Raw genomic sequence first — 25361 nt, 5'->3', positions numbered from 1 at the left:
GTAGTAAACGGTTACCACCGCAACAACAAGCTTTTAAAGTTTAAACTTGAAATTTCGGCGGTGGTGAAGGTGGTGGATCTGACGGAGATACTCAAACCCTACGGTCACTATGTACTTGGAGGCGCGGTGGTGGTTTTCCTCGCGTACCTCTGGACCAAGAGGAGGGAATACAAGGCACCTGCCACAATAGCCCTCTCTGCAATCCTCGCGGCAGTGGTTGCGATAGCCACCAACGTGATAAAGGTGCCCACCCCTGCAACGGGAGGCTACATAAACCTCGGAGACACCATGGTCATGTTCTCGGCGATGGTCTTCGGGCCGGTCGTTGGAGTCTTCGCCGGCGGTGTTGGTTCGGCCCTTGGAGACATCATCGGTGGCTACCCCGGATGGGCACCGATAACGCTCGTTGTCAAGGGACTGGAGGGTTTGGTTATAGGGTACATCGCCAGAAGGAGCGATAACGTCTCGACCCTCGTCATAGCCGGAATCGTCGGTGGAATGATAATGGTCTCCGGCTACTTCGCGTTTGAGGCGTACATGTTCGGGGTTCCTGCGGCTCTAACGGAGGTTCCCGGGAACACCGTCCAGGCCGTCACGGGGATAATAGTAGGAACGGGTCTGGCAACGATAATAAAGAAGAGGTACCCCGAGGTCACAGACCTCATCTAAACTTCCAGCTTTTTCAGTTCTTCCCACATCTCACTTTCCTTGAGGAGTGGCTCAACGGATATTCTCCTTGAGGCCCTTTTTATCTGGCCCAGATACTTGGAATCAGCGACCACGGCATCGTAGCCCAGCTCTTCGATCTTATATATCCTGAGCCTGCAGTCCCTGAGTATCTCCGCGGAGTGCTCAAGGAAGCCCGGCCCAACTAGGAGTATGTCAGGTTCAAGGCCCTCCTCTTGGAGCTCCGCTATGGCCCTCATCAGGATATCCTTTATCTCACCCACGCCCTGCATCTCTCGCCCCCTCCACGATTTTTACGCCGCTCGACGTCCCAATCCTGGTCGCACCTGCCTCTATCATCGCCAGGGCCTGCTCGTAGGTTCTGATGCCTCCAGCCGCCTTGACGCCCATCTCCGGGCCAACAACCTCCCTCATGAGCCTCACGTCCTCAATGGTGGCCCCACCCGTGCCAAAACCGGTTGAGGTCTTCACGAAGTCCGCTCCTGCTTCTTTCGCCAGCTCGCAGGCCTTGACCTTCTCCTCCTCCGTGAGATAGCAGGTCTCGATGATGACCTTGACTATCGCGCCCCTCTCGTGGGCGACCCTGACTACCTCCTCGATGTCCCTTTTCACGTACTCGTAGTCCTTATCCTTCAGAGCGCCGATGTTGATGACCATGTCCAGCTCGTCAGCACCGTCTTCCAAAGCCCTTTTTGCCTCAAAGACCTTGACCTCCGTCGGGGTCGCGCCGAGGGGGAAGCCTATAACAGTGGCAACCTTCACGTCCGAGCCCCTGAGGACTTCTTTTGCCAGCTTTACCCTGTACGGGTTGACACAGACGGCGTAAAAGCCGTACTCCTTGGCTTCCTCGCAGAGCTTAACTATATCATCGGCGGTAGCGTATGGTTTGAGATTCGTATGGTCGATATATTTAGCTATATCGAGATGATCACCCATAACCATCACCAGTGCCTACTTTTCCTGAAGGTATTTAGACTTTTTCTCCTCAAAAATGGGCAATTTACCGGAAAATCTGCAGGGTTTCATTGAATCTTCGGCAATTTTTTGAAGTTATCCCGCAGGGAGTGGACAAAAGCCAGCAACATGTGGGGCATTCAACCACACAAAAGGAAAGAAAGGGTCACCTCCTCCTGAGTATCAGGAGCAGCAGGGGCAGTCCTACCACAACGGCCGGCCCGCATATTCCCCGAGCTCCTTCCTGGGACGTTTGAGAGCCCGTCGGAGAAGCCGTTGCCGTTGGACCAAAGTACGCCGTTCCGTTCGGGAGGGTGTACGCGGGCACCGTTCCCGAAAAGCATCTCACCAGCTCGGGGTCTCTGCTTTCCCTGTATGGAATCCAGGCGTAGCTCCTGCTTTCGGTCTCGTACCAGCCTATCTTCGAGTTGTGGCCGGCAAAGCCCCACTCAGCAGCATTGGCTATCCTGTTGACGTCTTCTTCGTCCATTTTGACGACGCCGCCCTCAATCAGCCACTCCAGCTCCGTTCTGATCGCCTCCGAGGCGTTAACCTCGGAGGGCTCAACCGATGGGGAAAGCCGGGTTAAGGCAGTCTTAACCAGAGTGAGCGGTGAGTTGCACGAGACTCCGAAAGCGCCAAGGAAGTCTTTGACCGCCGCGTTCAGAGCATCATCCGATTTGTTGATTCCCTCAACCTTGAGCTCGAAGTATCCTGCCCTGATAACCCGGGAGGGGTCGATACCATGCTCCCTCAGACAGGACTCAAAGGCAGGGTTCAACTTCCAGGTGCAGATGCCGTCCACACAACCGCAGCTCGTCAGTGACAGGCAGTCGTACCACGGCATGTAAACGCAGGGCGTGACTATCTTTGACGCCTCCTCTCTGGGGGCGCAGACCTCACCGGAGCAACCGCCGGTGGCGCAGTCGGCATCAGAGGTGCATTCACCCCCTTTAATAGGGAGGAGGGTTATCTTAACCCCATTTCTATCAAAGGTCGTGTTGTCTGAGACATTCCAGCCGTCGGCCCTCAGCTTTTCAAGGGCATCTGGAGTGATGAGAAGGGAGGCGTTTAGCGACCCCATCGAGACGTCCTCGGTCTTCCACTCAAGGGGAATCCCAACTTTGAGGTGAAGCCCATCGCTGGCATTCCAGACCAGAACGTAGAGCCTCTCATCGTAGTGGGAGCGGAAGATGAAGGTATCGTTTTCATAGAGAACGTGATGTGCAACCTTAAAGCGCCAGAGCTCGTAGGTTATCCCAGGTTTATTCAGAACAACTTCGACCGCGTAGGAATCCGCCACACTCATGCACGCTCTAACCAACGGCGTTACAGTAAACATCAGAAGAATCAGGAAAGCCACCACCCGCCTCATACTCCCACCGGTAAAACTACGCGGCAAAAATATATACACTTATCCATGGCTTCAGCCAAAATTGAAGCTAAAACCTTTATATGTCCCGGAAAGAATATCACCCGAGGTGATTGAGATGGAGAACCCGTTTGAGATAACCGGAGTCGTTGCCAGGGAGATACTCGACAGCAGGGGGAACCCGACGGTCGAGGTCGAGGTCTACACGCCGATAAGCATGGGCCGCGCTGCCGTTCCGAGCGGAGCGAGCACTGGAACCCACGAGGCCCTTGAGCTCCGCGACGGCGGAAAGCGCTACCTCGGCAAGGGCGTTAGAAGGGCCGTTGAGAACGTCAACAAGATAATCGCGCCCGAGCTCATCGGCATGGACGTTACCTGGCAGAGGGACATCGACAGCCTCCTCCTTGAGCTCGATGGAACGGAGAACAAGAGCAACCTCGGAGCAAACGCCATGCTTGGTGTTTCTCTCGCTGTTGCTAAAGCCGCGGCAAACGCCCTCGGCCTTCCGCTCTACCAGTACATCGGCGGAACCAACGCCTACGTCATGCCGGTTCCGATGAGCAACGTCATCAACGGAGGAGTCCACGCCGGAAACGAGCTCGACTTCCAGGAGTTTATGATTATGCCCGTCGGTGCCGATTCATTCAGGGAGGCCATAAGGTGGGTGAGCGAGACCTACCACGTCCTCAAGAAGGTCATAGCGGACAAGTACGGAAAGGACGCGGTCAACGTCGGCGACGAGGGCGGCTTCGCCCCACCGCTGAAGGAGCCCCACGAGCCGCTCGAACTTCTCATAAAGGCCATAGAGGAAGCCGGTTACAAGCCGGGAGACGAGATTGCCTTCGCCATGGACCCGGCTTCAAGCGAGTTCTTCCACCCTGACATCGGCAAATACGTCGTCAACGGCAAGGAGTACACCAGCGCTGAGCTCCTCGAACTCTACAAGGAGCTCGTCTCAAGCTACCCGATAGTGTCAATCGAGGACCCGTTCCACGAGGAGGACTGGGAAGGCTTCGTCATGATAACCAGGGAGCTTGGAAGCAAGATACAGATAGTCGGCGACGACCTGTTCGTCACCAACCCGAAGAGGATAAGGAAGGGCATAGAGATGGGAGCGGCAAACGCGCTCCTCCTCAAGGTCAACCAGATTGGAACGCTGAGCGAGGCCATAGATGCCGCCTACACGGCATTCAGGGGCGGTTACGGCGTCGTCGTCTCCCACAGGAGTGGAGAGACCGAGGATTCAACCATAGCAGATCTCGCCGTTGCCCTCAACGCCGGCCAGATAAAGACCGGTGCTCCAGCGAGGAGCGACAGGAACGCCAAGTACAACCAGCTGATACGCATAGAGGAAGAGCTTGAGGGCATAGCGGTCTATCCGGGCAGGAAGTTCCGCAATCCATTCCTCTGAGCATCCTATTTCTTTTCTACATTGCTGGCCAGTAAGGGTTTTAACCCCCGGCTTCAACGTTTTTTGAACTTGAGGGAACCAGTTGAGTGGTTAATCCGGGGAGGCCCTGACCGATGGAGAATGGATATCAAACTCTTCAAGGCGACTCCGTTCCCTGCAACCCCCTTTCTGAGGTGAGTTAGATGAAAAAGCTCAAAATCTACATCCCAGGCATCAAATTCCCCTCGCAGGACCCGGGGGTTTCACCCCCCACGTCCTTGCTAACCCCCTCCCCCCGAACGTGGGGCTTCGCCCCACATAAATCGGGAAACTACGTTTCCCAGACCCTTCCTTCTCCTTTAAACACCGGAGAGGGCTTCGCCCCCTACAACCCCCAAAGGTGGTTTGAATGAGAAAGCTCAAAATCTACATCCCAGGCATCAAATTTCCCTCAATCTCGCTCACCGGAAACTACTGCGCGCTGAACTGTGCTCACTGCGGGAAACACTACCTTGAGAGCATGAGAAAGCCCACCGGGAGAGATCTCCTGGATTACTGCGTCAGCCTTGAGAGGGAAGGTTACACAGGCTGCCTGTTGAGCGGCGGTCTAGACTCCCGCCTGAAGGTCCCCCTCGATAAGTACGCCGATGAAATCCAGGAGATAAAGAGGAGGACGAGCTTAAAGCTCAACGCCCACGTCGGCTTTATAGATGAGGACGATCTGGAGTGGGTTAAATACGTAGATGTCGTTTCCCTCGACTTCGTGGGAGATGACGACGTCATAAAGAGGGTCTACAAAATAGATAGAACCGTTAAAGACTACCTCAGAATCCTCGACCTGCTCACCGATGCCGGGGTGAGGGTCGCCCCCCACATAACCATAGGCCTCGACTTCGGGAAAGTCCACTGGGAGTACAGGGCCATAGACATGCTGGCGGAGTACCCCATAGACGTCCTAGTCCTCGACGTGCTCATCCCCACCAGGGGGACTGAGATGGAAGGTGTATCCGCACCGGGGGTTGAGGAGAGCCTTGAGGTCGTGAGGTACGCCAGGGAGCGTTTTGACGGGGAGATAAGCATAGGCTGCATGCGGCCGCTGGGCAGGTGGCGCCTTGAGTTTGACAAGGGGGCCGTTTTAGCGGGTGTTGACAGGCTGACAAATCCCCCCAGAAAAGTCATCGAATGGGCAAAAAGCCTGAGGGAGGTTGAGATAATCTACGAGTGCTGCGTGATGTGACCTCCTCCCCGTCCTTAAGGGTAAATCTCCGGAGTAGCACTGTACAGGGTTATGTCTCTTATTGGTCCAGCACTCCCCATTTATTACCCCTAACCTCTAAGTTTCAAATAATCTTTGGTCTGCCGAGTTTTTTGAGTTCCTTTTCCGCATCTTTGATGGCCTCATCAATGGCCCTTAGGAGGACATCCTTTGGGACTTTGACGGCCATACCGGAATACAGGACGAATGCCAGCAAAAATTCGCCCTTTCCAGAGTCTGCCGCGTAGAGAACTTCAAAAGGGTCGTAGGTTGAAAGGGTAAAGCGAACGAAGGGAGGAGCCGCTCCTGCTGAGAGCTTTTTAAGGCCCGCCAGTTCGCGGAGAAGGCCCCTATCCTCCGGCTTTTTTGCCCCCTTGGAAGACAGCCTCTTGATTTCGCCATCAACGTTCCGCTTTACCCGCCACCTTTCGCCGGGCAGTTTTCCGTCCGCCACGAAACCCTTGAGAAGTGCAAGCTCCTCAACGTACCCCTTGAGATTAACGAAAGCCTCCAGCACGTACGTGCTCACGTAAACCTGAACCTCGTACTCGTCCATGATGCCCTCAGGTTCACCGAACATCTCAAGCACTTCATGTGAAGGCGGCTTTAGCTTGAACCTGAGCCACTCCATCCGCACAGGTTTATTAGTGAGAACCGCTTTCAAGTTCTGGATGGAAGTCCGGATTGTCTCGACGAGTTTTTTGCGGGCGACCTGCACTCCCCTCCCGTCCGGCAGCGTCAGGCAGACCATTCCGCCCTCTACCCTTACCTTCAGGTTCCAGAGCCTTTCCGGCGGATTCTCCATCGATTGGAGCGTCTTTAGGGAGCCCATGAATTCATCCAGCACCACCGGGTCTTCACTGATGAAAACCGGCCCGTCTTCGAGCACCAGCACGGGAAAGCCCCTGTTTCCATTCTGGGGAAAGAAGGAAAAAGACAACACTGCTCACACCCCCGGTATCTGGAGTGCACCCCTCCACCTGAGGTACTCGTCCCTTAAGCCCTCGGGGACTTTGGTGTCGAGCCTCCCGAACGCGTCAAACACGGCCTTGGCCATGCACAACCCGAGCTCCCTCGCCGAAAGCTCCACTTTTCTGATGGAGTACGTGGGGAGAGGGACGTTAAAGTCATCGGGGCAGCATAGGACGACTTTACCGTTTTTCCGCTTCATAGTCACACCAAAATCCTCTGGCAGTCCGAAAGTGAGCAGGAAAAAGCCGTCAAAAGCTTTGCAGGAACTTATCAGAGTGGTGTAATCAGGCTCGTCTTCAATCTCCATCCCCTCAAAGTTACTGGAGAGAAGGTAGATGGTGCCTTTAGCAAGGCTATTTATGGCAAGTATCAACTTTAAGCTATGGACTGTCGAGAACACTTCCAGGGGGCCGAGCTTTATCCTGTAGCGTCCGGGAGGGACGACAAGGGCTTTCCAGAGGGGTCCATTTCTAACATCAAGCTCATCCCATGTTATTGAGCATTCCACGGCATCAACCCTCGAGCACGTCCTTATACTCGCTCTTCCGCACGAGTTCTTTAACCCTCTCAAGCCCCGTCAGGTAAGCCTCATCGCTGGTTCCCTTCAGGTACTCCTCAAGGAATTCCAGGGCGGCTTTCACGTACTCCCTGACTTCAACCCTCTCCCTGCCAATAAATCGTCCATCCTCGAAGGCCTCAATGAGCAGGTAATCGCCCTCCTTCCTGAACACCACGGGAGAAATCGGCTCGTAAGTGCCGAAACCCACCTCGAGCTTCCTGCCCCTGCAGTTCCTTCTTATCACTCTCCTCTCGTCCTCCTCGAACTTTTCAAGCACGTAGGGGATTTCATCGCATGACGAGACTGCAAAGGTTACTGTAGCGAGAATTGCCGACAGCGCCTGCACAATGTAGCAGAGCGCTAATACAAACTCTTTTCCGTTAATCTCCACCTCGATCTCAGCCCCAAATCCTTCGGATTCCTTCAGCTCTTCGAGAGTGGAATCAACCGAGAACTTAACCGGCACTAAGACCACCTCCCGGCTTTTTTCCTTAAAAAATTAAGGAGCCTCTTATAGTCATCAATCATTTCCTGGTATTCCTTAATCCAATTCTCCTCAAATACGCGGGTGCAGGATTCCAATTCCAGGATAGCCTCTTCTATGACATTCATTGCACCCTTCACGAACTCGCTAATGGGTACCTTGCAGACCTTTCTGTAGTCCACACTCACGAAATGGAGATAACCGCCCTTCCTGAATCCATAGACAATCAATATCGGGTCGTAGCTTCCGAGGAAGGACCTTAAAAATGGACTGGAGGTTAACTCGTCAAACTCATCTCCCAATAGTTCCCCCAGAATCCGAACTTCCTTATCTAGCCAGTTCGGGAGTTCATCTATGCTGTTAAAGCCCCATCCGTACGACTTCACGTCTTCAGGGATCTCCCCGGTTGCGGCATAAAATGCAAATCTGAAAAGCTCATAAAGAAATTCGTTGAAGTGAACGGTTGCGTTAAACACTTCCTCTCTTTGGCAGTGGATGAGAACATCGTACTCGCTGAGGGCAGTCTCTATTATCGATTCCTCTGGGTATCCATAATTTTTCCCTTCTATTACTGCCTCTTTTATCATCTTTTCCAATGGTCCAAAGGGCTCCTCAAGTTTAAACGTGATTTTGAAGTTCACCATTTGCATCACCCAATGTTATGCAGCTAAAAAAATTAAAAGTGGTCTCTTGTCCTCAGTCCCAATCCACCGGGTGTGCTGTCACTATCCTGTAGAGACCATTAGACATTTTCCTAATGACCACTCTTAGCTTGTTCTTGGCGCCAAGCCCGTAGTAATACTTTTCAAGGACTACTTCATGTGGCGCATTGCTTCTGTCACAGTTTATCCTTCCGCTTTCTATAGTCTCTTCAAGCATCTGGAGGAGCTGTTTGGCGGTTATCTGTTCAAATTTCGATTTGTGGTCGTACACTCTCCTTTTAATGTGCCTTTCAATTATGTGTGTCGCCCCTTCATCATCAATGATGACGTCTCCTTCCGAGAAGTAGCTGCCGCAGGCGTATCTTCCCCTGAACTTTACCCGAAAGTTCTTGTACTTCCTATCAAACTCCTCTGCAAGCTTCTTAGCATCGTTGGCATCCCATCCGTTGAGGTATGCTTGGCCCAAGAGTCGTCCAAATTCTTTCGGGGTGAAGAGGTCGTTGATCTGATCGAGCTCGCTCTTCTTGACCTCCACTACAGTCCTGGAGCCGTCTTTGATCACAATTTTCTCGGCTATTGGTAGGGGAATGAACCAGAGCTTCTTAAGGTGCACCTCCACTTTTGGATGCTCCAAAGAGGAACCCGCAACGCTAAAGAACCCATCTCCAAAGTCGGAGAGCTGCTTAAACCCCGTTGCGCGCAGAATAACATCCGCCACCCTGCCGCCGTACTTCTCAATAACCTTGTAAAGACCAATCGCCGCGAGCGTCGCAAGGCTTACCGTCAGTGCCAACAACTCCGTACTGCCCACGACTATACTTATACCAACGCCGATAGCGGGCAGGAACTTCGGCTTAACATCATCCCCAGGCCCCTTCTTAGCCAGCTCCTGGGGAACCGTTACTGTACTGTTAGTAGTCGTGTTAACGAAGCTTGCCGTGGCGCTGGCACTACTGACCGTCATTCCCAAGAAGAGCACCACCAAAGCCAAAGCAAGAACCCTCTTCCAGCCCATGGATTCACCTCCAACGCCCTTCATACGGATAATAAATCCAAACATTAAAAAATTTACTGTTTTGAATATTAACAGGGCAGTGACAATTAAAATCAGATTACTGCTCAGCGAGAAGTTCGGATTACAATCGCCAAAACAGGACAATCAAAGAACCGCCAGAAAGCTGGCGGAACCGTAAACACCAGGGAAAATCACAACACTTTGTCTCGATTTTCCACAGACTTCCTCCCGTCATAAAGGGCGGGGCTTTCGAGAAAAATATAATTCACTGCAATCACCAACCACTGCCTCATTCTGACCTCCTCCTAAGGAGGCTCTTAAAAGAAAACGCAGGGCTCACCATCCCTCGCGTCATCATAAAATCAGAAAGGAGAACGCCAATCATCGCCCGGCAGGACTAAAGCTCCTCCTTAACCGTTACGAACGACACCATAGTTACGGTCTGGCCAACCCCTTTTATCTCCCGGAGCCTGTCAACTACTATCTTCCCGACCTCCTCGGAGCTCGGAGCGCGTACCTTTATGAGGAGGTCCCATTCGCCGGCTATTATGTGGACTTCGTAGACCCCCTCAAGGGCCGCTATCCTCTCAGCAACCTCCCTTTGGCTCAGACCGGAGTCGGGTTCGTACCTGGCGAGTATAAAGGCCGTCGTCCCGAGGTCGAGCTTCTTGTAGTTGGGCTTGACCGTGAACTTCTCTATCACCCCTTCCTCGACCAGCTTCTTGATGCGGTAGTGAACGGTGGTCCTCGGTATCCCCAGCTTCTTGCTGAGACTAGCTATGTTCTCCCTGGCGTTTTCCTTTAATTCCTTCAACAGCCTCAAATCGGTGCTATCGAGTGATGCTACCATCGCGACCCCCTTCGTCATTCGTTCAATTATAACTGTTAACTTTGGAACGATGGGCTTATTTAAGGTTTTCCTTTAGCCAATCAGCAAAGGCCTTCAGGGCACGCCCCCTGTGGGAGATGGCGTTCTTCCTCTCGGTTGTCATTTCGGCAAAAGTAATGTCAAATCCCCGAGGCCTGAATATCGGGTCGAAACCAAAGCCGCCACTTCCCTTAGGGGCGGTGGTTATCTCGCCATCGACCCTTCCGGTAAAGATGTGAGCTCCACCGTCCCAGTAAGCTATTACACTCCTGAAGTGGGCATTTCTGTCCTCAACACCCTCCATCAGCTTGAGGATTCCACCTATCCCAAGGGTTCTGTAAACGTAGGCAGAATACACTCCAGGGAAGCCGCCGAGGGCATCTATAAACAGCCCAGAATCATCGAGAAAGAACGGCCCATCAATCTTTCTGGCAAGCCATTCAAGGCCGAAGAGGGCGACCTCCTCAAGGGTATCCGCCTGTATCTCCGGATACTCCATCCGGAGCTGGTAGACTTCAACACCGAGCGGTTCGAAGTACTTCTTCGCCTCCTCGACCTTTCTGGGGTTAGAAGTGATGAACGCCAGTCTCATGAGACCACCTAGTGAGAAGGGGAACGGAGAGATAAAAAGGTTTCAGTCTATCTTGTAACCTATCCTCTCGACGAGTTCCCTGCGCTCCTTCCTGAGCTCCTCGTCTTCGATCCTGTTGGCGGCCTTGCCGTCCACAATCCCCAGAACGCTCCTGCCGAGGTCGGTCTCAGCTATTATCACCTGGAACGGGTTTTCACTGGCGCCGTAGACCATGGCAACGGCGGGGTGGTTCTTGACGGCGTTGAGAACGTTTATCGGGAACGCGTTCTTCATCAGTATAACGAAGACGTGGCCGGCTCCAATCTTGAGGGCGTTTTTAGCGGCAAGCTTTTCAAGCTCGGGATCGTTGCCGGTGAAGCGCGTCAGCTGGGGCTTGGCCTCGTTCATGGCTATTCCGAACTTTATGCCCGGAACCGTTGTGAGGAGGGTCTTTGCTAGGTCATCAACGGTGAATATAGAGAAGTTGCCCTGCCCGATTATCACCTCGACCCCTTCGGGCTTTTCGATGTCAACGACGTCTATCTTCACCATGTCTACCACCGGAAGAGTTTAATATACATCGACGATATAACCTTTTCCGTGGAGTATATTGGTGAGGTGAAATGGGCGAGCCTGTCATGGAGGAGCTCGAATTTCTCGTGGAGATTTTGGTGAGACATCCCACGGATAGCCTGAAAAAAATAGCCGAGGAGGAGGGGATAGACTACTATCGTCTCAAGAGGCTGTACGACAAGTACTACGGAAAATACATCTCCGTCAGTGCCGTTTATAATATTAGGATAATAGGCCTCAGGAGTTATCTGGCGTTTCTGAGCGTTCCTTCAGACAGCATACTTGAGACGGGTTATAGAATGGCCCAGAATCCTTTTGTGGCCTATGTCAATCCTGCATTCGGATTCAAGAATGGACTATCGGCAGTACTCCACATTCCAGACGACCAGAAGGACAGGATAGACGAGATGCTATCAAAATACTCCGACGACTATGAATACTATGAGGTCAGGGCGTATCCATACAGCGGGGACGACAACTTCGGGGAATGGAACCTGAGCTACGATTACGCTGTGCTGATGGACATCTTGAATATAGACGCGAGAACCCCGATAACCAAGATAGCACAGAGGCTCGGAAAGACCCGCCCCACAGTAAAATTCATGATAAACAGACTTAAGAGTATGGGAATCCTGGTGGGATTCGACCCCGCTTTGGAAAACAATATCCACGACAGGAGTGTTCTTGGAATAACGGAAACCCTCGATGAATCAGTCCTAGAGAGATTCAAGGAATACGAGATCGTCGTTGGGGTGCTCCCTGGAAGAGGATACGTCATAGAATGGTTCTTCTCGTCAAAAGAGGATCTGGGAACAAAGATACTGGAGTTCAGCAACTACGTGGAAAAGCTACTCATAGAGTACTTTGATCCCACATTCAAAGAACTCAACGACAAGAACGGAATGACCAGGTACTCACGAAGGATAAAAAAAGACGGGAGCGGGTACCGATCCATACTGGACTTCTAAAATACTATCTGGCAGTATTCCAGGCCGTCTATCTCACCGGTAGCCTGATACTCTAGCGCCCTGCAGTCGTGGCAGATATACCTGAACGGACAGTCACTGCAGGCCCCTATATCATCCTTTGTCATCCTCCAGAAGGCCTTGATTCTCCTCTTTCTGAGAACCTTCTTTATCCCCAGCTCCTTCAGATCCCCGACAACGTAGTTCCTGAGGAGCGGACACGGAAGCGCATAGCCGTCAGCCGTTACGGCCATCGTACCGGCCAAGCAGTCGTGGTATCTTTCAACGGTTGGATTCAGTATCCTCTTGACCTCTATAACGTTGAAGTCCAGCTTTCTAGCGGAGCCGGGGAAGAGAACGTCGACGTAGACCTCCCCGGGGAAGGTGGTCTTGAGGCCCATAAGCTCATCCAGCTGTGAACCCCGCACCATTATGAGCGCTCCGTAGAGCCAGCTGTGGGCCTCAAGCCTCTGAACGTTTTTCGGTGAGTATTCAAGCTCGGCGATGAAGCGGACCCCATCGACGGGTTCGACTGATTCCACATCCTCAAGCCTGACGACTGCATAGACCTCCGGAACGCCTATTTCAGAGGCGTATGTGGCAACGCTGGTAAGGTATTCCACCCTGTCGTAGTTGGTGAGCCAGAGTTCCTTTCCGCCTATCTCCTTGAACTCCCGGATAAGCTCCTTCACCCTTTCGGGACTGAGAGGTTCCCTCCGAAGAATGAAGGAGCTGTTCCCTATACACCCTATTGAGCGCGGTATGCCGTTAATCTCGGAGAATTTACCGTTTCCTGCACCAAGTTGCACGATGAGACGCTCAAGCCTGCCATTGTGGGAGCTGTTGCTCCAAGGAGGCTTTCCTATGGAGACTATATTGAGGGCCATCCCCACATCAACGGTATGAGATGCATCGTAGGCTACCCTCTCCATTAATCCTCACCATAGAGGAGAGGGACAGAATTGTATATATACTTTTTCTATTCCGATTTTGCACACTACTAAGAGTAGTCTGCAAAAAATGGAAAATCACTTCTCAGGAACCAGCCGGTCGCCCTCGATCCAGAAGGTGCCCTCATCCGTCACCTCCCTCTTCCACACCGGGACGCGGCGCTTCACCTCATCAATTGCCCACATGCAGGCCTCAAAGGCCTCCTTCCTGTGCCTGCCACTGGCGATAATGAGTATCGTGTCCTGACCGACTTCAAGCTCTCCGTAGCGGTGCCAGATAAGCATGTCCAGAATGGGGAACCTCTCAAGGGCCTCTTTTCGTATACGGGCCATCTCAGCCTCGGCCATCTCAGGATAGGCCTCGTAGATGAGCTTCTCTACCCTCCTCCCGTGGTTCTCGTTTCTGACCTTGCCAAGGAAGAACACATAGCCACCAGCCTCCGGAACCAGGAGGTAGCCCAAAGCCTCGTTGAGGTCAAAGGGTTCTTTCGTAAGCCTGACCTTCATCTCTCATCCCCCCTAAAGACTACACACAACCAGATTAAAACCTGCCGGGTTAACGAAAAGGTTTAAGTGGTCTCCAGCCGAGGGTTCCTGGGTGAAAGGCATGAAAAAATATGCCCTCGTTCTCATTCTGGTTCTGGTCATCGGATTCACCGCTGGCTGTCTTGGAGGCGGCAGCGATACCACGACGTCGAGCCCCGCGGTCTCTTCCAGCCCCGGCACTACAACCCCGACAACCACTAGCCAGTCTCCAACAACCACCAGCCAGTCCCCAACGGAAACCCCAAAGGAGGTCACCACGGACGAGCTCCTTCAGTGGGTCTCGGCCCTGAACCAGTACACATACGTCAGCAACGCCACGATCTCAATGCTGGTAGTGGTAACGCAGGGAAACGTCTCCCAGAGGGACAACGTCACACTGAATATAATCGAAAGGGGCTACATGGACTTTGAATCCTGGAGCGCGGTCATAAACACGACCACCATCAGCGTCCCGGACGGTGCCTCCACCAACACATCAAGGATCGTCTTTAACAACGTCACCTACATCCGCACTCCCCTCGGATGGGTGAAGAGCGACGACCCAACCACCGCGGAATTCGTCTGGAAATACAACATCGTAAGCCTCGCCAAGGAATACCTGAAAAGAACCCCAGACGAAAGGGAGAACGGCGAGAGGCTCGTGCTCAGGTACCACCTCAGCGACTACGAGGTGAGGCCCCTGGCAACCATGTACTTCGCCACAACTCCCGACACGGAGATCAGCGTGAAGGACGGCGTCCTTGAGCTGTACTTCGAGAACGGCAGGCTCGTAGGGGGAAGGGTAAGCTTTTCAGTGAGTGCGAAGACATCAATAGACGACCCCACCATCGGGAAGATGACGATAACCCAGGACGGCTCGTGGAGCGAGACCATACGGATAACATCCATAAACGAGAAGAAAAACGTGGAAGCACCATCTACCTGAGCTCAATAACATCAAAGGTGTTGAAGGCAAGGTCAACTATGAGCAGTCTGTTGAGGAGGGGCTCACCGATCCCGGTGAGCAGTTTTATTACCTCCATCGCCTGAATGGTGCCAATAACCCCAGCTGTTGCCCCGAGTATCGGGAACTTTCCCCTATTTTCCCTCACGTTCGGAAATATCTCGCGCAGGCTCTTGGTCTTTCCAGGAATTATGGTCGTCACCTGCCCGTAGGTTCCCTCAACGGCTCCGTGAATGAGGGGAACCTCTGCCTTTCCCGCGTAGTCATCGAGGAGAAACCTTGTCCCGAAGTTGTCGAGGCAGTCAACGATGACGTCAGCCCCTTTGAGAACACTATCGATGTTGCCCTCGTCCAGTTTACCTACAAACGTTTCGATTTTTATATTTGAGTTGAAGTGCTCAAGCTTCCATTTGGCAGAGAGCGGTTTAGGATTCTCATTCAAATCCTCCTCCCAGTGGAGTATCTGTCTGTTGAGGTTGCTCAGCTCCGGCTTTTGCTCGTCTACAAGGAGGAGGGTACCAACGCCAGCGGCGGCAAGGTAGTAGGCGACCGGACTCCCGAGGCCACCGACTCCAACGACCGCGACCTTTGAGGCCTTAAGCTTCTCCTGACCCTCTTCACCGAAGATCATTATCTGCCTGTCGTAGCGCTCAAGCTCCCTTTTCGTGAGCATATCAACCACCGCTCACAGGGGGAAACAGCGCAACCACATCACCATCCTCAAGAACCTCATCGAAACCCACGTAACTGCCGTTCCTGGAGACATTGACATCAGCTAGGTCGTCGTCCTCGGCGAAGACCTCGTTTTTGAGAACGGGATGCCTCTCCTTCAGGATTTCTATCAGCCCGCCGATGGTCGTCCCCTCGGGAACTTCGAGTTCCTCCTCACCGGTGCCAACCAGGGAGCGGAACCTGGCGAAATAGCGAACCCTAATCCTCATCCACACCACCGAAAAAAGTTGGGGGAGGAGTTAAAAAGGGTTGCTGGATAAGAAAGCCAAGGTCCCAACTCCTCGGACGTTAAGCTATGTCCCTTACTGGATGGGATGTCCCCGTCTTCATCGTTAAGATTATATCATCTTACCACCAAATTTAAGTCTCTCCAAGTTAAGCGTTAATGCCGTTTGCTCTTTCAGCTTGAAATGTATAGTACACTGGGCTGAGCCACCTAGACCAACAACTGCAGGGCATGTCATCGTCGCCTTCACCAGTCCGGGTTGGATAATGTTGATTTTTGCGTTTGCGAGTGTTTTCCTCCGACTTTTAAGTACAACGTGATGTCCTGACATATTTTACTGAAGTCTGCCCATTCGCTCATTGTTTTCCTCGCGTAGATTTTCAGAATCCCATCTTGGACGATGTATCTTCGATAATTAAAAATAAAAAAATAGCTGATTTATTTTAAGCCCTCTCTGGAATTGGCAGGTTCAGGATATAGCCTCATTACGACTGTGGTATATCCTGCTAGAGACATTGTGAATATAATGAAGGCTATGAAATTTGTAGGATCACTTAAAAATGGCAGGTTACCAAAGAACCACCTCCAGTACAACCATGTCATCGGCGCCAGTAATGCTATTCTCTTTGCAACTTGAATTCTGCCTTCTTTTAACCTCAGATACATTACTATAACCATTAAAAATAAGAAAGCGTGGGGGAACATCACTATAATGCTGTGGATAACAACATCCATTTCAATCCACCCCTAACTTGTTTCTTTAAGTATTACATAGACTATTGCTCCAACAGCTAATGAGAGTCCAAACGTAGCAAATGCGCTAAACCCAGCGGCTGCAAGTAATAGCCCTGTTAGACCTGCTGTAGCGGCGGGTACTCCATATTCGGTCACCAGACCTCCAGCTATTTCTTGCATTGCTGAGCTGCCAAAGTAGTAGAGAGTTAGGGTCCTATTAATGGTTATGTCTTTTTGGGGATACGGCATGTCAATTTGGATTTGAAGTGTGTAGTTGGTGTCTGCCCACTTAAAAGAACAGTCCCCTGTTATCTGATCACAAGTATAGCGATAATCAAGAATTTTCCGATCGTCGGGGATATCAATGGGCGCTACTAACAAAACTTCAGTACGACCTGGATCTATGTTGATGGAGTTCTGGATGGGATATTCAATGCTAACTGTTCTGGTCTCATGGAGATACTCATCGTAAGGATGGCCAGTTAAAATGACCTGCTTAGTATTTATGCCGACTCGTTCATCTAGAGTGTTCCTTATGTATATCCTGCATTCAATGGTTTCACCAAGACCTGCCCTTTGAGGACAATCGATATTTAAGATTTCAACACCCGTGACCTCGATGGATTCTGTTTCGCTGTCTTCTGGGTTCCAGGGATCATCTAAGCCGATGTTTCTTGACCAGGCTTTTATCTTTACAGTATGCTCGCCCACTGGGAAGTCGTCCGGAACATTCCAAGTAAGGATTACTCCCGTGGAACGACCAGCAATCACTGTGGTCTCAACAACATCAACAGTAACTCCATCAATCTTTAACTCAACCTTCACAGACTTGTCTACTGGATACGTATTCTTCAAATCCACACTGAACTCAACAGAACCACCAAGACGAGCCGTACTTGGCCAACTTGTTGGAACAACATCAATCATCTTCACAACAGTGGGGTCTGTGGAGTCATCCTCCTCCACCGTCACGTAACCACTAAAGCTTTTCTCATACTGGTCAAAAGTACATTTTCCAGTGTACGTGAAGGTTCCGGACCAAGCATAGTGAACACTGCCAAAGGTTCCCGTTATACTCCCACCAGCGGGAGCATTAATGCTAACGCTAAAATTCCTCATGCTCGTGTCGCTACTGCTTATAGGGTACTTAACGTCGATCTTACATGATCCAGAAACATCAGCATTATTCTCATTCTTCACGACAACCTTGAAGGCAACGTCTTCCCCTGCAGTAATGACTCCATCACCATTTTCATCTTGAGCCAAAACGCTTACATAAACCTTGCTAGGATCAATGTCTTCCTCCAACGGTATTGTCTTTGAATAACTCTCGGTTATTTCACGCTCATCATTAGCTGGACTAACACTGTTCGGTATCTGGCCGGAACTGGGGGTATAAGTTATCTTAACAGTCCCGCTTACCGTAACTTGGTCACTTCCATACACTCTTCCACTGACGGTACTCTCCACCACAAAGCTATCACCTGGATAAAGAAAACCCATAGACTTGGAGTCACTCAACTCAGTTCCTTGAAACTCTAAATTCACGTTTGAGACGGCGTTGTCTTCAACATGGAGGTGGACTGCAACCTTGTATGTGACGTAATCCGAGGTTACCTCAACCGCTTCCACATTAACACTGTCGACCATCAAACGTCCTTCCTCGTTGTTGGGATCAAGGGCCAACAGCGCAGTCTCATCGGCAGGGGTTATAACGGTTGTACTCTCGGAAAGTTCTGCCGTAGTGGACTCTTCTGGAGAGGTCATCGAAACAGGCAGTACTGGCAGTTTTGGATCTATTGGATAGATCGGGTCTATTGGCTCTATTGGATAAATTGGCTCATTCGGAACTTGTACAGTTGAAGTGCTCGTACTCACGATAATTACCTTGAGCGCACTCCTCAACTCTGCAACTTTCTGATTAAGCATCCACTGAACCTCAGAATTGTTGTTACCACAATTCCTGGCCTTTACGAGAGTCATTATGTTGGATGTCAGCTCATAAGCCCGTAACGCACTTGGCCAGTAGTAGGTTGTAGTGTTAAGCATGAAACCGTCCTCCGACGGAGAGGTGACTAGAGTGGTAAACACCATTGAACCATTATCCGTCCAGTTAACACGATCCAGTGTTCCAGTCTTCGTAATTACACTCCCATTGCGCAAAAAGGTTAAACTAACAAATCTCTCCTGATACGTCAAGAAATTATACGCAGAATCTCTTAAGGCTTCAATGGAGTCTTCCATTCCCACGTAATCACTCACAGCGTACGCATGATAAAACTGAACCCATGGATCTGCCAAAACAGGGTTTATCAGTTCTTCATTGTTTAAGGTTGGAGCTTCAGCGGGCTGAGTCCACTTCCATTTCTCCAGCGCCCAGGCTTCATAACGATTGTACTTGAAGGCCACGTTAATGAATGCCATGGAGAATTCTTCAAGGAAGGCCGTCATGTTAAAGTCTTCTGTAATGTTTGCCCCGTTCTGAACAATGTACTCTTCCAAAGCCTGAATCTGCTCGTCAGTCCAGCCCTGCTCCTTAAGAGCATCAACAGTCTCCTGTGGCAGACCGTTTTCGCTAATGTTCTGAGCCATTTCGCGGAGTTCCTCCGCAGTGTAATAAGTTTTGACTCCAGAGGCTTTCAACTCTTCCAAAGCCTGCCAGATTAAGGCTGAAATGTTGGCTGCATTCTCAGCACCGAGGCGGGAGTTTTGAATCAACTCTGGAGCAAGACTGAGATTGCCGTTTTCAACTTCAACTACAAGTTCCGCCTCCCTGTTTAGAATATCCCAGAAAGCCTCATAGGGATCACTGGTCGTTACTGCTGCCGCGTAGTTGTTTGACATTCCAGCACTTACCGTCATACCCAAAATCAGTATTACTAACCATAATCCTGCTAACTTTCTCATGGGAACGTCACCAAAATACTAAAACTTGTTGAAGTTTAAAAGAATTTTCTATTCAAATTTAACACACTACTAAAAATAGTTAGCAAAAAACGGAAAATCTGAAAGAGCACTCATCACCACGGCACGCCCTTCCAGCCCATTTTGTAGGCGAAGTAGTTCGCGCCCCAGTGGATGAAGGGGGAGACCACGAGAAGGAATATTATCTGGCCCGAGCTGAGGGTTTTAACCGGATAAGCGAGTGCAAGCGCGCTTATGAGGAATCCCAGCTGGTCGAGGCCTATCGCAGGGGCGCCACGCGGGAGGTTTGCCCTCCTCTTGAAGAAGCTGCCGACCAGGTCCCCGGTGAGGGCACCGAGGGCAAGAAGGAACGCGAGCAGGGCGGCCGTTCTGAGGTTTCCGTAAAACCCGGGTGTGAGGAAGTACTGGATGAGTCCAGTCAGCGTGCCGCACGTCAGGCCACCAAGGAAGCCCCTCCAGGTCTTACCATCGCCGAGGATCCTTCGTCCGTCGCGCCAGTTCTTGCCCCCGTCTATAGGGGAGCCTCCCCCCAGCAGCACCGGTGAAGCATTGGCAACATAGGCGGGCAGTATATACCAGAATGCCCAAAGCAGTGATGAGAGCGCCATCGCCATAATTTCACCCGGTCTGATTATTGAAGGTCGGTTTTAAAGCTACCGTTTTTCGGGTGCTTCAAGACAGTCCATGAGCCTCTCAAGAACCTCCTCGTCCTCGTGCTCAATCAGAAACCTCAGAATCCTTTCCGCAAGGTCATTCCTGTGTATAGCAAACCTGATGCTCTCCCTTATTAACTCTGCCTCCTCGCTTTCCTCACCCTCAAGCTCCTGAAGGGCCCGTTCCAAGTTCGCCCTGGTCTGCTGTATGTCCTCCATTATCCTGTTATAATAGGCCGCCTGCCTCCAGTCCTTGAGGAGTTTTGTTGCTTTGTAGTAGGCCCTCTTGTCACCGGGCTTTTTGATCCTCACGACGAGCCCTATGCGCTCCATGAACTTGAGGGCGGTGCTCACGTGGGAGAGAGAATAGCCCGTCGCCTCGGCGATCTCACCTAAACTCATGGGCTCCCGCGCAAGGAACAGAACGCCGTAGATGTAGCCGTAAAGCTCGTTGAAGCCGAACCTCCTCGCGGCCCCTGCGAAATGATCCATAATTATCCTCTTGGCCTCTTCGATCCCCATCACCAACACCCCGATTTTATACCATCGCCGAAAGGGACTGCATCAATCAACTGACAAAAGGTTTTTAAGGTTTTACTTATTTAAAACTTTCGGAAATTTCCGAAAGTTGGGGGAGAAACTATGAATCCACTGAGGAGCGCCGCGAGAATCATCGTGAGGTACAGGGTAGCCTTTGCACTGATAGCGGTGTTTCTGCTGGTCGTTTCGGTATACGGAATCCAGAAACTCCGCTTTGAGAGCGACCTCAGAACCATGCTCCCCGAAAACCACCCCTCCATAGCGGACTACACGGCATTGCAGAACGAGTTCCAGAGCGGGGACAGCACGCTGATAGTCGTCAAGGTGAACTCGATAGAGCCCGGCGGTGTCTACGACATCCGCGACCCGCAGGTTATAGAAGCCATCTACGAGCTTGAGCAGAGGCTCAGGCAGAGGGAGTACGTAACCGACACGGTGAGCATCGCCGATATCTACATGCAGGTTCTGGGAAGGCTTCCAAAGACCGAGGAGGAGGCAAAGTTCGTCCTCGATATGCTTCCGCCGGAGGAGAGGTACGGGCTCGTCAGCAGGGACTACACGACGACGATAATAGCCGTGACTATAAGCAGGGAAAAGAAAACGGAAACCCTCGTAAGGGTCTACAGGGGCATAGAGGAGGACATAAACGACGTCAAGTTCCCGAAGAACGTTGAGGTGATACAGACTGGGAACATAGGGATAACCTACCGCATACTGGAACTCCTCCAGAGCGACCTCAACAAGACGATGGCAATATCCTTCATCCTCGTCATAGCCCTGCTCCTCTACTTCTACCGCTCCCCCGTTAAGGCCGCCATCCCCCTCATTCCCCTCGTCTTCGGAGTCACGATGACACTCGGCTTCATGGGATTGATGGGCATACCCCTCGACCTGGCCACGACCACAATAGGGGCGATGCTCATCGGAATGGGAATAGACTACGGAATCCACGTGACCAACCGCTATTACGAGGAGAGGAAAAGGGGAAGGAGCATAGAGGAAGCGGCAGAGGAAGCGGTCGCTGAGACAGGAAAAGCCCTACTAGGCGCGGCGCTTACAACCATAGGCGGCTTCGCCGCGATGTACCTATCAAGTCTCCCGATGCTCCACCACCTGGCCACCGCGCTGATCCTCGGTCTAAGTTTAGCCGCGCTCAACGCAGTCGTGATAACCCCCGCGGTCATAATCCTAGAGGAGGACATAATGAAGCGGGTAAAAGGCCACTACGTGGTCCCAGAGGTTCGCTCCCACTCGGGCATGGTGGGCAGGGTCTTCCACAACCTCGGAGAGACCATAAGGAGAAAACCCGCGGCATTTCTAGCGGCGGTGTTTCTGATAACCCTCTTCTTCGGATACGGAATAACACAGGTGACCACCGAGGTGAGGCTTGAAAAGTTCGTCCCCAAGGGCATGCCGGAGATAGAGGCGCTCATGGACATCAGGAGTGACTTCGGCGGTCAGGACGAGCTGTACGTCCTTGTTAAGGCGAACGACGTCAGGAACCCAGCCATAGCCAGGGGCATTTACCGCTTCGAGAATCAGGTAAAGGCGGACTCCTACTACAACGGCGTCTTCGACTCGGAGAGCATAGCCGACGTGGTTCACCGACAGTACGGCTACATTCCCAACGATGAGGAGAAAATAAAGAGCGCCCTTGGGAAAAGCCAGGGGCCCAGCCTGGTCTCAAGCGACTATTCCATGACCATCATCAAGTTCAAGGGCGACTTCGGCGGGGCCAGCATGGATGACTTCAGGAGGATAATGCGCTATTTCGAAGAGGAAACCGCGAGGGCGCAGAAGACCGAATTCCCACCGGGCGTGAAGCTCTCCCTCACGGGAGACATATACCTGAACTACGTACTCGACCAGCTCACGAAGGTCGAGATAAACCGCATCTCGACCTACGGAACCGCCGTTGTCGTGTTAATAGTGCTCCTCCTCTTCAGGAGACCCAAGGTTTCGATGGCAATGATAACACCGATGTTTTTAGGTGCCCTCTGGACGGTCGGCTTCATGGGATGGGCCGGGATACCTTTCACCCAGAGTCTGGCCGGAGTTATCTCAATGATAGTGGGCCTGGGCGTTGACTACGGCATGCACCTAACCCACCGCTTCCTTGAGGAGATGAACGAGGGCAACCCCAGGCCGATAGTTACGTCGGTTGAGAGCGTCGGGCCCGGCATACTGGCCGGAGCTCTGACAACGGCCGGCGGCTTCCTGGCCTTACTCGCCGGTGAGCTACCGACCATACACGACTTCGGAACGACCCTGGCGTTTGGAATATTCGCGTCAATGTTTGCCGCTTACCTCGTAACCCCTGCGCTGCTGCAGGTCTTTTACGGAAGAAATATTGGAGGTGGTAGGGAATGAAAAAAACCGGATTGATTCTCGCCCTGATGCTCATCACCGCGATGCTCTCCGGGAGCGTGAGCGCATCAACCGGAAGCCCCCTGTTCGAGGGCTACCTCAGCAAGGGCGAGGCTATTCTCGTCGGTCCGCTCATAGTGACCCTAACCGACACCCAGAAGGACTACGGAAGCGGCGACTACTACGCCTTCCTCCTCATAATGAAGGACGGCAGAATACTCAACGCCGAATACAAGACGATACTCGTGCCGGATCCCAACAAGATACAGCGCCTTCTCCTCGACCCGGAGTTCCTGACGGCTATGGCACAGGCCATGGGCTACGACGTGACCCAGTGCGAGCAGTACGTGAACAACAGCGCCGAATTCAACGCCTGTCTGATCGCCAACGCCTACGGATTCTACCAGTGGCTCAACAGCGCGTCCCCGCAGGAGATAGCCGACGCCGTGATTAAGACCATCGAGGAGCACCCAGAACTTGGAATAAGGAAGGAAGACATCCTGATGGAGGTAACCTATCCCGAGGTAACCCCTGTTCGGGAAGGAGAGACCGTAGAGGTCAGCGTTGACAACCGGACGGTTTACGTGACCGTCAACGAGGTATATCCAAACGGCGTCAGGATAAGCATGAGCGGACCCTCTGAATGGAGAGCCGCAACAGCCCCAGGACTGATAATTTCAAACGTTGAAATGCCGAGCACGGTTCAACCGGGAGACACGGTTACCGTCAAGGTTCACCTCAGGAACGAGGGTGCCAGAAAGGTGCGCTACATCAACGTCTTCGTTACGCCCGCACCGATGAGCTTCAACGACAGCTCCTCAATAGCGAGCGCAGTTTCGATGGCCCTGAGCCAAACCGGCCTCTCAAAGAGCGTCTTCTATCCGGAGGAAAGCACCGTGCGGTACATTGAGTACCTCGAAGGCAAGGAGAACACAACTCTGACATTCAGGATAAAGATAAACCCCAACGCCGACGTTGGAACGTATCCCCTCTACGTTGGGGTCGTCTACTTCACCGGCCTGGGGGCGAACATGCGCATGGTGCAGAGCTACAACTTCGTGGCTCTCACAGTCAAAAAGCCCAGGGAAGCCTTCGTCGAGATAACCAAGGTCGAGACCGAGCCCCGGGAGATAAGCCCTGGAGACACCTTCACGGTGCGCTTTACCATTGAGAACACCGGGGCGGAGGCCGTTAAAGCCCTCAGCCTGAAGATAAGCTCCTACAAAGTGCCGGTACAGGGCGAGATAAAGAACGTCGACCTCTCGGCGCTCTCTCAGCTCCCAGTCCAGGGGAGTGAGCAGCTCAGAGGGAGCCTGCAGGATGCCCTCAACCAGATAATGGGCCAGCTTGCCAAGCAGAACATAGAGGCCTTCCTGCCTATCGGGGAGGACAACGTGAAGTATCTCCCAGAGCTTCAGCCGGGGGAGAAGGCCACCCTTGAGTTCAGAATCAAGGCCAATGAGAAGCTGGAGAACGGCATATACCCGCTCAGGATAGAGCTGAAGTACCTCACGGAGCCGAACGAGAAGGAGATAACCGACGAGAGGCTGGTCGGAATAGACGTGACCGGAAGGGCCCAGCTGATACTCTCCAGGGTATCAACGTCGCCCGGCAAGATAATCCCCGGGACGGACAACGTTGAGGTCGACTTCCAAGTGGACAACGTTGGAACCGGTACTGCCAGGACGGTAATAGTAAGGCCCATGCCGGGATGGCCCTTCTCGCTCAGCGAGAGCAGCGAGCAGGTAATTGGCCTGGGAAACCTGGGGAAGGGCGACTCCGCAAAGACCTCATTCAAGATAAACGTCGCCGAGAACGCCAGCTCCGGAACCTATGAGATACCCCTGCTCGTGACCTACACCAACGACCTCGGTATGGCGAAGAACGTCACGCTCAAGGTTCCCATAATAATCGGCGCCAAGCCGAACATCGAGGTCGTCGGTGTGGACTTTGCTCCAGAGCCCCTCCAGGGGGAGACCGTCAACGTATACATCAAGCTGAAGAACACAGGCGGAGAGAAGGCCACCAGCGTGCTCATCGAGGGCGTCGTGAAGGCCGACCAGCCCTTCAGTCTGGATAAGAGAACGGATTACATCGGCGACCTGGCCCCGGGAGCAACGGGAGAAGGAGTAATCGTGCTCAGGATAGACGGAAACGCAATTCCAAAGGACTACAACATCCAGCTGCGCATAAGGGCCGTCGGAGACCCGGCCCAGGGGGACGACAACGTTTACGTCTTCGAGAGAACCGCGACAATCTCCGTGAAGGAGAACACAAAAACCCAGACCAACCTGAGAAACCTGGCCATAGTCATCGGCGTGCTCGTGGTCATAGCGGTGCTCTACACCTACAGGAAACGGTCCAGCTAAGCCGGAAAACTTTAAACGCACTTCAAAGAATGAAGGGACACGGTGGAA

27 protein-coding genes are annotated in these 25361 nt (G+C 52.3%); 8 read left to right on the top strand and 19 right to left on the bottom strand.

Features of this window, described 5'->3' with window-relative positions:
* Positions 1-60 precede the first annotated feature (60 nt).
* Positions 61-669, top strand: a complete 609-nt coding sequence (locus tag NUS69_RS09440; protein WP_308686507.1) for an ECF transporter S component — start codon at positions 61-63, stop codon at positions 667-669.
* Here NUS69_RS09440 and NUS69_RS09435 read toward each other — a convergent pair.
* The 3 genes from NUS69_RS09435 to NUS69_RS09425 form a co-directional block, all read right to left on the bottom strand.
* Entirely contained in the window at positions 666-959 is a 294-nt protein-coding gene (locus tag NUS69_RS09435; RefSeq protein ID WP_055430371.1) for a family 4B encapsulin nanocompartment shell protein, read from the bottom strand. The two genes, NUS69_RS09440 and NUS69_RS09435, sit on opposite strands and share 4 nt — an antisense overlap.
* Positions 943-1623 (bottom strand): deoxyribose-phosphate aldolase, encoded by a 681-nt coding sequence (gene deoC, locus NUS69_RS09430; RefSeq protein WP_258085079.1) that lies wholly within the window; start codon positions 1621-1623, stop codon positions 943-945. The genes NUS69_RS09435 and deoC overlap by 17 nt, the downstream gene beginning before the upstream one ends.
* Positions 1624-1807: 184 nt before the next feature.
* A complete protein-coding gene (locus NUS69_RS09425) occupies positions 1808-3016 on the bottom strand; it encodes a CGP-CTERM-anchored Cys-rich protein (RefSeq protein WP_258083527.1) in 1209 nt (402 codons plus the stop codon).
* A 115-nt stretch (positions 3017-3131) separates the two neighbouring features.
* Between NUS69_RS09425 and eno the strand changes: the two genes are divergently transcribed.
* The 3 genes from eno to NUS69_RS09410 all read left to right on the top strand — a co-directional run bounded on the left by eno (position 3132) and on the right by NUS69_RS09410 (position 5640).
* Positions 3132-4424, top strand: a complete 1293-nt coding sequence (eno, locus tag NUS69_RS09420; protein ID WP_258085078.1) for a phosphopyruvate hydratase — start codon at positions 3132-3134, stop codon at positions 4422-4424.
* Positions 4425-4606: 182 nt separating this feature from the next.
* Positions 4607-4816 carry a hypothetical protein gene (locus tag NUS69_RS09415; RefSeq protein ID WP_258083526.1) on the top strand — a complete coding sequence of 70 codons (210 nt, stop codon included), beginning with the start codon at positions 4607-4609 and terminating at the stop codon, positions 4814-4816.
* On the top strand, positions 4813-5640 hold the full coding sequence (locus NUS69_RS09410; protein WP_258083525.1) for a radical SAM protein: 828 nt from the start codon (positions 4813-4815) through the stop codon (positions 5638-5640). Before NUS69_RS09415 ends, NUS69_RS09410 begins: the two co-directional genes overlap by 4 nt.
* A gap of 103 nt (positions 5641-5743) precedes the next feature.
* Here NUS69_RS09410 and NUS69_RS09405 read toward each other — a convergent pair whose 3' ends face one another.
* The 8 genes from NUS69_RS09405 to NUS69_RS09370 all read right to left on the bottom strand — a co-directional run bounded on the left by NUS69_RS09405 (position 5744) and on the right by NUS69_RS09370 (position 11341).
* Complete coding sequence (locus NUS69_RS09405) at positions 5744-6553, bottom strand: hypothetical protein (protein ID WP_258083524.1); 810 nt, start codon at positions 6551-6553, stop codon at positions 5744-5746.
* 51 nt (positions 6554-6604) lie between these two features.
* The gene (locus tag NUS69_RS09400; protein WP_258083523.1) at positions 6605-7138 is read right to left on the bottom strand and encodes a hypothetical protein; all 534 of its coding nucleotides are present in this window, start codon (positions 7136-7138) and stop codon (positions 6605-6607) included.
* Positions 7139-7142: 4 nt separating this feature from the next.
* Complete coding sequence (locus tag NUS69_RS09395) at positions 7143-7664, bottom strand: hypothetical protein (protein ID WP_258083522.1); 522 nt, start codon at positions 7662-7664, stop codon at positions 7143-7145.
* Positions 7655-8317, bottom strand: coding sequence for a hypothetical protein (locus NUS69_RS09390; RefSeq protein WP_258083521.1), 663 nt, complete (start codon positions 8315-8317; stop codon positions 7655-7657). The genes NUS69_RS09395 and NUS69_RS09390 overlap by 10 nt, the downstream gene beginning before the upstream one ends.
* Positions 8318-8369: 52 nt before the next feature.
* On the bottom strand, positions 8370-9374 hold the full coding sequence (locus NUS69_RS09385; RefSeq protein ID WP_258083520.1) for a hypothetical protein: 1005 nt from the start codon (positions 9372-9374) through the stop codon (positions 8370-8372).
* A gap of 373 nt (positions 9375-9747) precedes the next feature.
* A complete protein-coding gene (locus tag NUS69_RS09380; RefSeq protein WP_055430137.1) occupies positions 9748-10200 on the bottom strand; it encodes an Lrp/AsnC family transcriptional regulator in 453 nt (150 codons plus the stop codon).
* A gap of 55 nt (positions 10201-10255) precedes the next feature.
* Positions 10256-10810 (bottom strand): XTP/dITP diphosphatase, encoded by a 555-nt coding sequence (locus NUS69_RS09375; protein WP_258083519.1) that lies wholly within the window; start codon positions 10808-10810, stop codon positions 10256-10258.
* A 42-nt stretch (positions 10811-10852) separates the two neighbouring features.
* Positions 10853-11341 carry an adenosine-specific kinase gene (locus NUS69_RS09370; RefSeq protein ID WP_258085077.1) on the bottom strand — a complete coding sequence of 163 codons (489 nt, stop codon included), beginning with the start codon at positions 11339-11341 and terminating at the stop codon, positions 10853-10855.
* A gap of 71 nt (positions 11342-11412) precedes the next feature.
* Between NUS69_RS09370 and NUS69_RS09365 the strand changes: the two genes are divergently transcribed.
* Complete coding sequence (locus NUS69_RS09365; RefSeq protein ID WP_258083518.1) at positions 11413-12330, top strand: Lrp/AsnC family transcriptional regulator; 918 nt, start codon at positions 11413-11415, stop codon at positions 12328-12330.
* Here the strand turns inward: NUS69_RS09365 and NUS69_RS09360 are convergent.
* Entirely contained in the window at positions 12327-13259 is a 933-nt protein-coding gene (locus NUS69_RS09360; protein WP_258083517.1) for an SPASM domain-containing protein, read from the bottom strand. The genes NUS69_RS09365 and NUS69_RS09360 overlap by 4 nt on opposite strands.
* A gap of 96 nt (positions 13260-13355) precedes the next feature.
* Entirely contained in the window at positions 13356-13784 is a 429-nt protein-coding gene (locus NUS69_RS09355; RefSeq protein WP_258083516.1) for a molybdenum cofactor biosynthesis protein MoaE, read from the bottom strand.
* 100 nt (positions 13785-13884) lie between these two features.
* Between NUS69_RS09355 and NUS69_RS09350 the strand changes: the two genes are divergently transcribed.
* A complete protein-coding gene (locus tag NUS69_RS09350; RefSeq protein WP_258085076.1) occupies positions 13885-14748 on the top strand; it encodes a hypothetical protein in 864 nt (287 codons plus the stop codon).
* On the opposite strand, the gene NUS69_RS09345 is transcribed toward NUS69_RS09350, so the two are convergent.
* The 6 genes from NUS69_RS09345 to NUS69_RS09320 all read right to left on the bottom strand — a co-directional run bounded on the left by NUS69_RS09345 (position 14741) and on the right by NUS69_RS09320 (position 20559).
* On the bottom strand, positions 14741-15439 hold the full coding sequence (locus NUS69_RS09345) for a ThiF family adenylyltransferase (protein WP_258083515.1): 699 nt from the start codon (positions 15437-15439) through the stop codon (positions 14741-14743). The two genes, NUS69_RS09350 and NUS69_RS09345, sit on opposite strands and share 8 nt — an antisense overlap.
* A gap of 1 nt (position 15440) precedes the next feature.
* Positions 15441-15707, bottom strand: a complete 267-nt coding sequence (locus NUS69_RS09340) for a ubiquitin-like small modifier protein 1 (RefSeq protein ID WP_258085075.1) — start codon at positions 15705-15707, stop codon at positions 15441-15443.
* Positions 15708-16162: 455 nt separating this feature from the next.
* Entirely contained in the window at positions 16163-16459 is a 297-nt protein-coding gene (locus NUS69_RS09335; protein WP_258083514.1) for a hypothetical protein, read from the bottom strand.
* A 12-nt stretch (positions 16460-16471) separates the two neighbouring features.
* Positions 16472-19366: a hypothetical protein gene (locus NUS69_RS09330; protein ID WP_258083513.1), complete on the bottom strand. Its 2895-nt coding sequence runs from the start codon at positions 19364-19366 to the stop codon at positions 16472-16474.
* 113 nt (positions 19367-19479) lie between these two features.
* Entirely contained in the window at positions 19480-19992 is a 513-nt protein-coding gene (locus tag NUS69_RS09325) for a CDP-2,3-bis-(O-geranylgeranyl)-sn-glycerol synthase (protein WP_258085074.1), read from the bottom strand.
* 45 nt (positions 19993-20037) lie between these two features.
* The gene (locus NUS69_RS09320; protein WP_258083512.1) at positions 20038-20559 is read right to left on the bottom strand and encodes a GbsR/MarR family transcriptional regulator; all 522 of its coding nucleotides are present in this window, start codon (positions 20557-20559) and stop codon (positions 20038-20040) included.
* Positions 20560-20679: 120 nt separating this feature from the next.
* On the opposite strand from NUS69_RS09320, the gene NUS69_RS09315 reads away from it, so the two are divergent.
* Positions 20680-22947 carry a hydrophobe/amphiphile efflux-3 (HAE3) family transporter gene (locus tag NUS69_RS09315; protein WP_258083511.1) on the top strand — a complete coding sequence of 756 codons (2268 nt, stop codon included), beginning with the start codon at positions 20680-20682 and terminating at the stop codon, positions 22945-22947.
* Complete coding sequence (locus NUS69_RS09310; protein ID WP_258083510.1) at positions 22944-25313, top strand: COG1361 S-layer family protein; 2370 nt, start codon at positions 22944-22946, stop codon at positions 25311-25313. The genes NUS69_RS09315 and NUS69_RS09310 overlap by 4 nt, the downstream gene beginning before the upstream one ends.
* The last annotated feature ends 48 nt before the right edge of the window (positions 25314-25361 follow it).

The organism is Thermococcus thermotolerans, from assembly GCF_024707485.1.
GTDB classification, from domain to species: domain Archaea; phylum Methanobacteriota_B; class Thermococci; order Thermococcales; family Thermococcaceae; genus Thermococcus; species Thermococcus thermotolerans.
The sequence above is the reverse complement of the archived record's forward strand: the minus strand, read 5'-3'. Positions and strand labels throughout refer to the sequence as shown.